Annotated in this window: 9 protein-coding genes; 2 read left to right on the top strand and 7 right to left on the bottom strand. The window is 44.1% G+C overall.

The annotated features are described in order from the left end of the window. Positions 1 to 11 precede the first annotated feature (11 nt). From rihC to ACK8P5_RS02320, 5 genes are all read right to left on the bottom strand, one after another. Positions 12 to 932, bottom strand: coding sequence for a ribonucleoside hydrolase RihC (gene rihC / locus ACK8P5_RS02340; RefSeq protein WP_422659403.1), 921 nt, complete (start codon positions 930 to 932; stop codon positions 12 to 14). Between the two features lie 14 nt (positions 933 to 946). Then, positions 947 to 1,375, bottom strand: coding sequence for a GNAT family N-acetyltransferase (locus tag ACK8P5_RS02335; protein ID WP_422659402.1), 429 nt, complete (start codon positions 1,373 to 1,375; stop codon positions 947 to 949). Between the two features lie 448 nt (positions 1,376 to 1,823). Further along, positions 1,824 to 3,164 carry a sialidase family protein gene (locus ACK8P5_RS02330; RefSeq protein WP_422659401.1) on the bottom strand — a complete coding sequence of 447 codons (1,341 nt, stop codon included), beginning with the start codon at positions 3,162 to 3,164 and terminating at the stop codon, positions 1,824 to 1,826. A 206-nt stretch (positions 3,165 to 3,370) separates the two neighbouring features. After that, a complete protein-coding gene (locus tag ACK8P5_RS02325) occupies positions 3,371 to 3,631 on the bottom strand; it encodes a hypothetical protein (RefSeq protein ID WP_422659400.1) in 261 nt (86 codons plus the stop codon). A 93-nt stretch (positions 3,632 to 3,724) separates the two neighbouring features. Continuing rightward, positions 3,725 to 4,492 (bottom strand): DeoR/GlpR family DNA-binding transcription regulator, encoded by a 768-nt coding sequence (locus tag ACK8P5_RS02320; protein WP_422659399.1) that lies wholly within the window; start codon positions 4,490 to 4,492, stop codon positions 3,725 to 3,727. A gap of 229 nt (positions 4,493 to 4,721) precedes the next feature. Here ACK8P5_RS02320 and ACK8P5_RS02315 point away from each other — a divergent pair, with 229 nt between their 5' ends. Together ACK8P5_RS02315 and ACK8P5_RS02310 are read left to right on the top strand one after the other, a co-directional pair. Continuing rightward, a complete protein-coding gene (locus tag ACK8P5_RS02315; protein ID WP_422659398.1) occupies positions 4,722 to 5,690 on the top strand; it encodes a metallophosphoesterase family protein in 969 nt (322 codons plus the stop codon). An 11-nt stretch (positions 5,691 to 5,701) separates the two neighbouring features. Beyond that, positions 5,702 to 6,559, top strand: coding sequence for an EamA family transporter (locus tag ACK8P5_RS02310; protein WP_422659397.1), 858 nt, complete (start codon positions 5,702 to 5,704; stop codon positions 6,557 to 6,559). Between the two features lie 779 nt (positions 6,560 to 7,338). Here the strand turns inward: ACK8P5_RS02310 and ACK8P5_RS02305 are convergent. Next, positions 7,339 to 7,992, bottom strand: coding sequence for a response regulator (locus tag ACK8P5_RS02305; RefSeq protein WP_422659396.1), 654 nt, complete (start codon positions 7,990 to 7,992; stop codon positions 7,339 to 7,341). A 15-nt stretch (positions 7,993 to 8,007) separates the two neighbouring features. Further along, a complete protein-coding gene (locus tag ACK8P5_RS02300) occupies positions 8,008 to 13,086 on the bottom strand; it encodes an AAA family ATPase (protein ID WP_422659395.1) in 5,079 nt (1,692 codons plus the stop codon). Positions 13,087 to 13,276 lie beyond the last annotated feature (190 nt).

The raw sequence follows: 13,276 nt of genomic DNA, 5'->3' as shown, positions 1-13,276 counted from the left end.
GGTGTCGGTAGTTAGTTGCATTTGCTCAGGCTATCGAGCAACCATTCGCGAAACATCTGCTGATCGATATCCAGGCATACTTTGGCATTGTTCGGCTTTTTCAAATATCCTTTCAAGTCCACAATGGTTGCTCCCGCTGTCATGCTACCGTTCAACTCCACACCAACGTAGGTATCAACCGTCTCGAACATATCAGGCTTCAATAGGTAGGCAATTGCACAGCTATCATACATCTTTAGACCTGTCTTCATGCTGCCACCACGGTACCGTTTAAAGAGGCTGTGAAGCATAAATCCAACATCGTTCATTGTTTCCAACTTCGCGCTATCTTCTGGCAGTACAAGGGCTTTCAAACCAACATCTAGTCCTGCCATCACAATAGGAACTCCACTATCAAATACAATTTGAGCTGCTTCAGGGTCAACATGAATGTTGAATTCGGACATCACGCCTTTGTTACCACGAGTGACCGATCCACCCATTAGAACAATTTCCTCGATGTTCTCTTTCACTTCAGGATACACCTTCAACAATAGTGCTATATTCGTCAAAGGACCAATTGGAACAAGCGTTACTTTCTCTTTACTTTCTTTAATCACTCTATACATGGCATTGACCGCATTCTCTTCAAGAAGCAGATCATTTGTAGGTTCTTCAAAATCAAAGCCTTCCATTCCACTAACACCGTGCACATCACTTGCATCTTCTGTTTCACGAATCAATGGAGCTGCTGCTCCCATGGCAACCGGAACTTCCTTCTTGAAATATTTAAGAAGTCTCAAAGCATTGTAAGTCACTTTATCAAGGCCAACGTTCCCAACGACTGTTGTAATGAGTTTTACATCTAACTCTTCACTATATAGGGCAATCGCCAAGGCTACTGCATCATCAATTCCTGGATCTGTGTCAATAATAATTGGTCTTTTCAACATGTTCATTCATCCCCCTATGAATTATCAATATTGCGATTTACAAACTTGACCATCCCATGACCGTACTTTTCGGTTGGACGCTCTATAAATCCAAATTTTTTATAAAAACCTTCTTTATTCGGTGTAGACATTAAACCTACATAGGCATTGTTGCAGGCCTTTCCCTCAATGTACTCCATCAAAGCTTTCATGATCGCAGTACCAATCGATTTATTCTGGTAGCTCGGATCAACCACGACATCCTTTATGAAAAACACAATCCGATCGTCGCCTACAATTCGACCAATACCTACAGGTACGTCATCATCATATATAACAACGGAAAAGAGTGTTTTTTCTAAAGCTTGAGTAACATCTTCAATAGAGTAATCTTCAAATTCAACTTTTCGTCGAAGTTCAATATACAATTCGGGAGTCAATGCATCTAATTCTTTCCTTAGCATCTAACATTCGCCTGCCTTTTATGCTCAGCTCATAAAATCTTACAACCTTGTAGTGACGGCATTTTGTGCACCGAATTTTGTTACAAACATACTTGCTGCAAAGTGACATACCATCTGTATTGTTACTTTAACTTGTGATACACAATTATCAGCTTCCGCAATTGTGGTAAATGATATGCCTGTATAAAAATGTGTAACCGGTTCCACATTTATGACAATGGGTTCTCTTTTCAGATGAGATAAATATTGTTATTGTTCAATACTTCCTCTCCTTATTTTGTATCTTCGAAACCATGTTTCCGTAACCGGTTACATATACTATAAAAAATCCACTCCATGTCTGTCAAAGGAAAATAATGACATGATGCTAACTCCTTTAGTTTTATAGACAAAAAAGAATACACCCCCGAATTGTTATTCGAAGGTGTAAACCTTTAGGCCAAGCCCTTTACGATTTCAACCAATCTAACGTGAATGTTCCGAATTGAATGTTCATGTTATTCCAGTTGGAGGAATCATATAAGTGTTCATATAGAATACCGATGTCTCCATTACTCAACACCGTCAAGCAAGAATAGCTGAAACCGCCTTCTTCAATCTCCTTGCTGTAAGGCCACGTTTTTCCGCCATCTTCACTAAGCCTTACCGTTCCTTTAACTCTATAATCCTCGTGATTTGGGTTTGAGAAGAGCACGCGCACCTTACCATCTCCAGTATCTGGGTAGCGAATCACACTAGACTGGCAAATTGGATCTACAAGTGTCATATCAAACGTAATCTCGCCCCACGTTTCTCCACCATCGGTACTGGTTGCAACAGCTGTTCTCTGTAATCCATAGTGATTTCTCATATAATATGTAAGCTCTCCGCTCGGCAGTTCAATAAGCTGGGACTCCGTCAAATAGTGCTTGCCGTCATAGATCGTCTCCGCCGTCAATATCTCGCCATTCCACTGTCTTCCGTCATTCGGTGATGCTCCCCGCTGCCACGTTACACCGTGGTCATCACTATAGATACAGCAGCATGACAAATGTCTGCCTTCATTGGAGAAATAGATGGGGAATAACAATCGCCCAGCCTTCTCACCGTTCTTCATCTGAATACCGCGACCTGGTCCACTCCCAATAAACCGCATCCACTCTTCTTTCACCTTCGGATTCAATTCCTCTGGTTTAGACCACGTTACCCCGTCATCGTTGCTTCGTATGATCTGTAAAAATGATGTCCGAGCCTCTAACAGACTTTCTTGTGGATCAATTCCTTTTTTATAATATATATTTCCTCTGGCTTCACCATCAAGGAATACATAACCTTGCTCATCTACACGGTAGGCTGTCGTCTTCCCTTCAGTATCCAGTACCGAACCATCCTCAGCGAGGAAGAACATTTGACCCCCAAGGTCGTATAACTTCCTGCGTCCAGCGGTGTCAAAACCGACGCCCGTATCGCTAGCATGAAGTCCAATTCCGCCAGGTGTATGACTGAAAATCATCATTAGCGTTCCCGTTTCTTCATCCTCCAGGATTGCAGTATCGATGGCCGCTGCCCCATCAAGCCCTTCTCCAGCATACTCAACGAGCTTTTGAATCGGTCCCCACGTCTTTCCATTATCCTCACTGCGTCTAATCGACACATCAATCTCATTCGGATTGTCTGTAGAATCGGCAATTCTAGCATCAATGCCCGCGATAATGGTCCCTTTACTCGTTGTAATCATGGATGGAATACGGTAAGCCTTCGATCCTGCATAGTCCGGATAAAAAATAGCCTCTGTTTTAATATTTGCCACTTTAAAGCCCCCTCTGAATACTGTCTTCAGCCATCGATTTCACCCCTATGTTATATCATGGGGTAAGGGCTAACCATGTAAATTCTGATTTCATTCTTGTATATTTGATACTTTTCGACCGCAGAATACGACGATTCTCTACCTTACTTAGGTATAAAAAAGAGACAGATCGAAGAAATATCTCCGATCTGTCTCTTTTCTCACTTTCACAGACTAATAACGACATGGGGTTTACTGTAGTGGCTCACTCCGCCACCACCTACCAGCACCTTGCCACCTTTGCGGAAGATCAGACGTTTGCCCGAACCACCCTCAAGTAATACTTCCACTTTTGCATGATTAGAAGTAGCCGTGTAGATGACATAGCCGGTTTCCGAAATGGATGTTACCCAATTTCTATCAAACTCTGATCGTAACACTCGATTAGAATAAGTCTGACTCACAATCTCTCGATTAAATCTGCTCAAGTAGCTTCACCCCCAGCTAGATAAGATAATCTATTATATGAATACTGACTGGGGTGTGATTGTGCTAGAATCTATGATCAATCAAGCTATGTCTTATCCCAGGAGAACCTCAACATCCAGCTTGTTCAGTGCCTCAACCCATTCTTCGGAACAGCCTGAGTCCGTAACAATCATAGATATCTGTTCGATGGGAGCTATATGAGCAAATGTCGTAACACCGAACTTGGAGTGATCTGCAACGAGAATGGCCTCCTCCGTTCGTTGCATCATTTTTCGTGATAATAAAGCTTCATCTACGTTATATTCGGTGATCCCCTCAGAGAGTGAGATTCCACCTGCTGAAATAAACGCCTTATTCACTTTGAACTGATCCAGCATTTGATGAGCAATGGCTCCTGTCGCTGCCTGATAGTTCATATTCACTTCGCCACCCGCAAAAATAATTTTCCCCTGAAAGTCTTCCAATGCGCATGCAAGAATCGGAACAGAATTCGTAATAACTGTGATATCCGCACGGTCCTTTAGTTGACGCATGATTTCCAAGGTTGTTGTTCCATTATCGAGAATGACGGTCTCCCCCTCTTTAACAAGAGAGGCAGCTAATTTGCCTATCGATTGCTTCTCACTTCGATACATTTCAGAGCGCTTTATGAAGGTCGGCTCGATCCATTCAGAACGCGTCTGAACCGCACCTCCGTACACCTTGCGTAGTCTTCCTTCTTTCTCAAGTCGGTCCAGGTCACGTCTAATGGTTTCCGTCGAGACGTTAAATATTTCGGCAAGTGCATGAACTTGCACTTTCCCCTCTGTACTTAACTGGGCGAGAATCGTCTGCCTGCGTTCCTCGTAGGTTAAGGACATATCCTGATTCCTCCTATTATGAGTAATTTGTCGATTTTGTGTGTATTGTTGTTGTTTTCATTCAGTGTATAGTTCTGTGTGGTTTCCTGTCAAACTTGTATGCTGTTTTGTAAACGCAGTGTAAAATATGGATTGACAATCATGTATATAGGGCATACAATCAACGAAAAACCACATGAATTAAACAAAATCAACATTTTAATAAACATGAACCCAAGGGGGAGATTTTATGAGTCGTCAGTTATCCTTTCGTCAAGATGGAACATTTAAAATCATGCAATTTACCGATCTTCATTATATGGATGGAAGAGACGAGGACTTGCGTACACGGGAGCTCATGGAAATAACCATGGACCTCGAACAACCTGATCTCGTTGTTCTGACTGGAGACATCATATATACAGGTGGGGTTGCACCTGGCGATGTTAGATGTCAGAATCCAGAACAGGCTTTCCGTGATGCCGTTGCAGCTGTGGAGGAGAGAGGTATTCCATGGGCATGTGTATTTGGCAATCACGATAGTGAACCCGGAGGCGGAATCACTCGCCAAGAGCTTGTTCAACTAGCAGCCTCACACCAGCATACTTTCGTTCAAGCTGGACCTGAGGAGATTACAGGGGAAGGAAACTATGTACTTGAACTGGTTGATACCGAAGGAAAAGCAGCAGCTAATCTTTACTTTTTGGACTCTGGAAATTCATCTCCACTTCAGCATGTACCCGGGTATGACTGGATTCGCAGAGATCAGATTAACTGGTTCACCGCGGAGTCGGCGCGTTTAAACCCATCAGACCAAGAAGGCAAGACGCCTGCCCTTGCGTTCTTCCACATTCCACTGCCAGAATATCAAGAAGTCTGGGATACGCAGACTTGTTATGGTCATAAGTTTGAACGGATCTGCTGTCCTCCCGTCAACTCCGGGTTGTTTACCGCGATGCTTGAGATGGGTGACGTTGTAGGTACATTCTGTGGACACGATCACATTAATGACTTTGAAGGCACACTGCATGGCATACGTCTATGTTACGGACGGGCAAGTGGCTATAACACCTATGGTCAAGAAGGGTTCTTGCGGGGAGCGCGCATGATCCAACTGACTGCGGGAGAGTCGAACTTTAAGACATGGCTACGGCTTGTTGATGGCTCGGTTATTACGAATCAGCCGACTCATGAACCTAGCACAGCGATTAAAGCCTAAGTGAAGATATCATGCTGATACCTATTCTGCTCGTTATTGCTTCCGGTATGGCTCACGCAGTCTGGAGCCTCTTCACCAAGCGAAGCCTGAACAAAAGCGTTTTTCTATGGATGATCATGATGATGTGCACCATCCTACTGTTACCGAACCTCATTATAGAGCTTTGGCAAAATCCCTTGCCACTAGGTGCATACGGACTGCTGCTTCTATCGGCAATCCTACAATCCGTATACTCGTGGCTGTTATCTCAGACTTATGAGCTTGGCGATTTATCACAGATATATCCCATAATGCGGGGAACCAGCACCTTGCTTGTACCGATCATCGGGGTCTTATTCCTGCATGAATCACTCTCTATTTATGGATGGATCGGAGTCCTCTGTATGCTTAGTGGGTTCATCATGCTGAGTGGACTTGGATCACGCCGTACGCAGTCTGGAACACAGTGGCAGACATTGAAGCCTTTTGTCATGGCACTGTGTGTCGGCCTATGTACAACCAGTTATGTCTTTGTAGATAAACTGAACTTGCAGAACATCTCTCCCCTGGCACTACTGGAAATTACGAATATTGGCTTTGTAGCAGGCCTGACACCTCTTGTCATTCGATCCAAAGCTGTTCGGCGGGAGTGGCAAGTCAATCGTTCAACCATTTTATTAGGAGCTGTCTTGAATCCTGGATCTTATCTATTGTTCCTCTTTGCGATGCAGCAAGCGCAGATGGCTCATATTAGTCCCCTACGGGAGATTGGAACAGTATTTGCTACCTTCCTCGGCATCTTCATCCTGAAGGAGCAACAAGGATTGAAACGCATTATCTGTTCTATTGTTATCCTCTGCGGTATCCTGCTTATCGGGATGTGGGGATAATTAGGTTCGATTTCTACTACTGGACATAGCCTCTTTCTGCATGAAAGAACGCTCCGAGTACGAAACGTTCCTACCCTCGCTGTTGCCCCCAAATTTCTGAAATTATTCTTCCAAGGAAGGAATTAGGGGGCACAGCATATGCTTCCGATGCTAGCTTTCCTTCGGAAACCTTTTGGGCGACCGCTACCGCTGCTCCGGAATCGTTTCGTTCTCTCCACTATTTCGTGCTTAGATATCCATTTAAATCAGATCGCCAATGATCTTAGAGGACAACATTCCATCCGATCATCTTGTTCGTGTCAGCGATAAAGCATGCAATTAGCGCTGGATCACTAACAGTATGACAAGAAGGATAAATATACATATACGAGGCTAAACGTAAGCTGGAATTTCGATATAAAAGTAAGCAAAAAACAGATTCAGAAGCGACAATATGGAGTGAAAATTGTGAACTTGTTCTCTCCCTTAACTCAATGAATGGCTCTTTTTAGGATGACGGCTTAGAAATTCCTTTTACGAAAGAGTTGTTTCTTTGTATTGATGCATTTTTTAAGAAGGACATACACAAAGTAGCGGAGGGGACGAAGCGATTCCGGACAAGCGAGAGCGGTCGCCTTTGCCAACCAATTTCCCCCTTGTCCAAAACCAGTTCAAGAAATTGGATGGCAACAGCGATGGGAGGAATGTTTCGTACACGTAGCGTCTTTCAACGGATAGAAAAAGGACACCATCCCACAAGATCGCTAGATCTTTGGGACAGCTTCTTTTTACAAGCACTTTTACATAATCGCTTGAAGACGCACAATGGCCTGCGCCCGATCAACGACCTCCAATTTGCCGTACAGATTGCTAATATAGTTACGAGCTGTACCTTCAGCAATATGCAGGGTATCGGCGATCTCACGGTTATTTAGCCCCTTAATAATGAGTTGTGCCAACTCTTCCTCTCGCTCGGTAAGCTTGATTACACTCAGACTATTTCGCTGAAAATGTGCATAATCCTCGGTAAAACGGTTCAGTCTGCCTGCCAATTTCGCCGCTACAGCAGCTGGAAGAATGAACTGTCCCGATACAATATCTCGAATGGAGGTAATCATCTTATCCGCGTCCATATCTTTCAGCATATAACCGCTTGCTCCATTCGCCATGCCCTCAACGATGTAATCCTCTTCGATAAAGGTCGTCAAAATCAGAATAAATATATTAGGGCAGCTGTGTTTAATCCGTTTCAATGCACTTATTCCATCCATGATCGGCATTTGGATATCAAGCAATACCAGATCGGGCTGTAGCACCTCCGTTAATTCACAAGCCTCTTCTCCGTTCTTCGCCACACCTACAACTTCAAAATCATCCTCTAAATCCAGAATGGTTCGGAGTCCCTCACGTGTCAGCATTTGATCGTCAGCGATTACAATCTTTATCGTCCGCATTCCCTACCCCCCAGTTCATTGCATAGGATACGGCAGGTCGATACTCAGCAAACAGCCCCGATCAGGCTGTGAGTCAATGGATAAACTGCCGTTCAATTGTTCAACACGTTCCTTCATCGTTCTTAGACCAAACCCCATGACGATATGACTCGAGCCTGCTCCGCGGTCTTCAAGCCTAAACTGCAGACTCTCATCAGCAATCTCCAAACGGAAGCGGAATTCCGTACTTCCACCATGCTTGAGCCCATTAGTTAAGCCTTCTTGAAGTGCATGATAGAGTGTCTTCTTATACGCGGCAGACAGCTCAGGTATATCATGAATATCCGATTCGATAATGACGCCTGTATTCCGCTCCGCATCACGTATCAGCTGACTCAGCATTTGTCCAAGATCAGCAAACTTGTCTTGCTTCAACATATGGACAGAGCCTCTGATTTCATTTAAGCTGTGGCGAACTAGATCCTGTGCTTCTTTCAACCTGATGGCAGCTCCGTCCGGGTCTTTCTGCATGAGTCTTTTTCCGGCTTCAATCTGAAGAATTGTTGATGTAAGAGTATGTCCCACAATGTCATGTATCTCTTGAGCAATCCGGTTGCGCTCTTCATACACGGAAACTTCAGCCAAGGCCGCCGACGTCTCGCGCATCGACCGTTCCAGTCTCCGTGTTCTTTCTTCAACCTGCTCTTCCAGATTATCCCTCAGATACTGAATCCCCGAATAGAGTCTCGCATTCTCGATAGAGATCGCACACTGAGAACCAAGCAGCCTTAAAACATCGAGTCGTTCCGGAGTAAATACGTCTGAAGACAGCTTATTCTCCATATAGAGCAGACAGATTAACTTCTTCTGGTGCATGATTGGGAGGCACAGGACTGATTTCAATGCATTATTCTTAACATACGCATTTCGTGAGAAAATCCCTTCTCTGGCCGCATGATGCAGCACAACTTCCTCTTTGGTTCTTGCCGCATAAGCTATGATGGCTGATGGAACCAAGCTAGGATCCTCCTCTAAGGGGACTGACTTCACATAGATCTCCTCTGACGTTCCATAAGCTTCGACAACCCAGCCGTTCTCATGGAGAAAAAGAAGCGCCCCGGAGTCTGCTCCTGAATTTTGGAGCATAATATGCATCAACGTTTCCAGCAAACGGCTCATCTCCATCTCGCCTGATAAAGCCTGCGTAGACATGACAACCGAGAGGTAATCAACACTTTCAAGTCCGCTTTCTCGTCTCGCATTCAATAGATGCCCATACTTTTGTTCCACATCCAAGACTTTCGCTGTCGCTCCCCACTTCTGATAAGCTTCATGCGCTTCAGTCATATACGTTTTTGCAATCTGCATTTTCCCATTTTGAAGACCATATTTGCTGTAACACTCGGCAGCCATCGCCAGATCATGAATATGCCCATACTTACGAGCTGTTTCGATGGATTGTTCATACAACTCTTCTGCTAAGCGATTCTTATCATTCAGCCTCGATAGTTCCGCTTTAATCAACAAGTATTTATGTAAATAATTTTCCCGACAGCGGTCAGCATGCTGTTTTATTTTTTTCAGACGCTTGCGCAATTTTATCTTGATCTCTTTTTGCTCTTCAGGTAAAGCATCTTCGTAAAGTTGCCCCCACACTAACGACTCATAGAAGTATTGAACAGCATAATCTTTGTAGCCTTCGCGGGCCACCAAAATCTCAGCTGATCTCTTCAAAGCCTCACTTGCCTCACGATACCGACCAAACAAATATCCAGGAAGATAATGAAGTGTACAGACGAGCTCCGCGATTAAATTAAACTCATCCCCATGGACTGATTGTGCGTAGTCCTCAAGAGTTACATCTTCTATGTTAAATGGATCGTTAGGTGCCCGATATCCCGTCAAACGGATAATTATAGCCATAAATACGGTTGCTTGTTTCGTGTGAAGACTATTATCATGCCTAAGTAGCTCTCCTGAGTGCGCTATCAGTCGATCATAGATCATCCCAAGTGGATGACCACATAGAAAAAGAGCTCCACAGTTAATCAGAATGCTCTGATTACCATGCCACTGATCTCCCGATTCAAGCCCAACCTTTCCTGCATACTGCGTAAATGTATCGAGTACGCTTGGGTCATAACGACGCCAGCTATCGTAACACATGGTAAATGAAGAAATTGTCTTCATATACAGTGTGGGATAAGGCTTGGATATGCGACACGCAAGCAGTCCCCAGTGATAAGCTTGATCGTAGTGACGGAAATGATAATACAAGAACATCCCATACCCTATAAACCCAATTGAAGACTCTGGCATCAGACCGTAATCAATCGTCAATTCAATCATAGTGAAGGTCGAAGAAAGCCAGGCCTTTCGATTGACAAAAAAACAGGCATTCGACGTATAAACTAGCACGGACATAGCCACTTTACGGGCTTCATCCGTCATCGGTGGGAGGGTGCCCAGCGATTCTATCGAACGGTTCTTCATTTTTCGAGTTAGGCGGAACCACTGAAATGTTAATTCCAATGAACTAGGATCAAAATTATGACTGACATTTAACAAATCCAATGTTTTTCGGCCTAAGGATATCACTTCTTTGTAGTTATCAAAAGCTGACTCAAGCTGAATCTTCACACTATAGACAATGGCTTGGTCCAAGCTTGTATTCGCCTTACTAATCAGCATATCAAACAGCTTATTTGCCCTCTCATAATGCGAACATAAGTATTCGACTTCCGCTAGCTCCCGATAAATCTGAAAGGTAAGTTCATAGTCATGATCCCAGTTCTCTTCCTCAAGTAGTGACGCAGCGCAGCGTAAGTATCTTAACGATGTTTCGTATGCTGTGGACTGCTTCGCCATCATGCCTGCCTGCAAGTTAAGATCTGCTACTTCCAACTTCACTTCGGCAAAATCTATCCAAGCCCCGCCCTGATTCAAATGATCAACTGCTTCAAATAAATTAATATTATGACCACATTTAATCCGCTGCACCAGAATTAGCCCTGTCCTCATATGTAGATCAGGACGTTCAGCCTCGAACACAAGATCATATGCTGCTTGCTGAATTCGATCATGCTGAAACTTATAGGAAGTTGATACCTCATCTCCACCGCTGACAATCTGTAGCAAATGCTCACGAACAGCGATACTCAGCACTTCGGAAAGTTCTTGTATTGGAATACTCGTAATCGAAGAGAGCATGTCCAGATCAAAGCTGCTTCCTAATACAGCGGCTCGACTAAGCGCATAAACGGTTCTGTACGGAAATAACTTCAACTTATCCGATAGATATGCAACCGCATTATCGGGAACACTCATCTCTTTAATAAGCTCCAAATTCCATTCCCAGGATCGACTGGATTCACTAAACACAATTAACTTATCGTCAACCAGATCTTGAAGAAACTGCTTTAGGAAAAAAGGGTTACCTTCTGTCTTATGCAGTAGCAACACGGCGAGATCCTCCAGATCCTTCTCCCCTGCTGATTCAGCATGCATCGCATCATAGAGTAACTGCTTCAAATCTTCGAGTTCAAGGGCCTTTATCTGAATACTACGCATCACAATATCCCGTTCCTGAAACTGCTTCTTCAGACGAATGATATGATGTTCTGGCGAAACCTCTTCCTCACGGTAAGCTAGAATCACCAGCAGATACCTCATTTCCCGATCCTCCAGAAGGCATTCTAAATACTGCACGGAAGCTTCGTCAGCTGCATGAAGATTATCAAGGAACAAGATCAATGGACGATCTTCATGGAGGAACAGCTTAATGAACCGATTCATAAGAAGATGTAGCCGATTCTTCCCCTCCGCTGGTGGCAGTGCTGGCACAGAAGCTTGTTTACCAATAATCAATTCCAGTTTAGGAACAAGATCGATTAACAATTGCCCGAATCCCTCTAATGCATTCAATATGCGGAGCTTCCATACTTCAGCCTGCACCTTAGACTCCATCAGAAGCTGTGTGACTAAACCCTCTATAATTTCAATCCAGATATCGTAAGGAAGAGGGGTATGACCGGCATCAGACTTCCCCATAGCAAAAAAGCCTTCACAAGGAGCTTCTTTTCGAAAAGCCTCACCTACAAAAGACGTTTTCCCGATTCCCGCACTACCTCGAATCCACACTACCTCAGTAGTGCCGTTCGTAACCCGCTCTAGTGCATCTCTCAACTGCTGCTGTTCTGCTTGGCGACCATAGAACTTCCCTGGGACTGTCCATCTCTCTGGCGTATCCTGACTTGCCAGTGCAAAAGATTCTACCTCTCCTACTACATCATATCTAGATAAACATTCTACGAGATCAGACTTCAATCCGAATGCGCTGGAATACCTGGCTTCAGGCATCTTCTCCATACATTTCGCGATAACGCCAGAGAGCGCCTCGGGTATCCATGGAAATCGATGGTGAAGTGATTCCGGCGTCGTAGCAAGATGACGATATACGATATCCATAGCATCTTGGGTATCATACGGCAAACTCCCAGAGAACCATTCATAGAAGGTTACACCAAGTGAATAGAAATCAGATCTGAAATCAGGTGTGATCCCCGTTCTTCCCGTCTGTTCCGGGGATATATACGGCAGAACAGAGTCTGGCCGATCACTTTTCATTGATAACGGACTCTTGCTCTGGTCTGTAGAACACAAACGAATATCAACGAACCTTACTTCAAGCGTGTCTAGGTTCACTAATAGAGAGGAAGGTGTGATCTCGTGAAGTATAACGTTCTCACGATGTATTTTCATAAGACAATCAGCCGCAGCTACGGAAATGCTTAAGAGATCAGGCAGCTCTAATGACATCCCATGCGAATGCAAGGTATGTTCAAGTGTCTTCCCCCCCATATCCTGCAAGAAAAGAACAGGCCGGTTCGACACATACTCTAGACTAAAAGCCTGCAATGCCCCTCGCCCACCTAGACGTTTAAGCATCTCATACTCGTACCGAAAAGTGTCTATCACGTGAGCGCCTGGATACTCTTCATAGGTTGTCTTGGCAATCACACACAGGCCATCCTCATCGCGAAGCACTCTGAATATGAGGACCTCCTCGTTCGAGCCTATAACTTCTAATATTTGATAACCCGGCATTTCGATCATATCGCCGCACTCCCCGCTAGCATGTATGTCATCCAAACGCTACATAAGGACTTATATGAGATAATTTTCCAAGTATTATTTCTATTAAGTATAACATCAGATGTTGTTCTGGATTAACCTCTTAACTATATTCAAATATACATTCGCCAAATAGTGAAGATTGTCATGATTGTTGTCATATGACATCAAG

Origin of the sequence: Paenibacillus sp. EC2-1, from assembly GCF_049311625.1 — a bacterium.
In the GTDB taxonomy this organism is placed as follows: Bacteria; Bacillota; Bacilli; order Paenibacillales; family Paenibacillaceae; genus Paenibacillus_AQ.
This window is presented reverse-complemented; position numbering and strand designations above follow the sequence as displayed.

Excerpts from the sequence above, each read along its gene's own strand:
- rihC (WP_422659403.1), bottom strand. The coding sequence starts at position 932 with ATGTTGAAAAGACCAATTATTATTGACACAGATCCAGGAATTGATGAT.
- ACK8P5_RS02335 (WP_422659402.1), bottom strand. The coding sequence starts at position 1,375 with ATGCTAAGGAAAGAATTAGATGCATTGACTCCCGAATTGTATATTGAA.
- ACK8P5_RS02320 (WP_422659399.1), bottom strand. The coding sequence starts at position 4,492 with ATGTCCTTAACCTACGAGGAACGCAGGCAGACGATTCTCGCCCAGTTA.
- ACK8P5_RS02315 (WP_422659398.1), top strand. The coding sequence starts at position 4,722 with ATGAGTCGTCAGTTATCCTTTCGTCAAGATGGAACATTTAAAATCATG.
- ACK8P5_RS02310 (WP_422659397.1), top strand. The coding sequence starts at position 5,702 with ATGCTGATACCTATTCTGCTCGTTATTGCTTCCGGTATGGCTCACGCA.
- ACK8P5_RS02305 (WP_422659396.1), bottom strand. The coding sequence starts at position 7,992 with ATGCGGACGATAAAGATTGTAATCGCTGACGATCAAATGCTGACACGT.
- ACK8P5_RS02300 (WP_422659395.1), bottom strand. The coding sequence starts at position 13,086 with ATGATCGAAATGCCGGGTTATCAAATATTAGAAGTTATAGGCTCGAAC.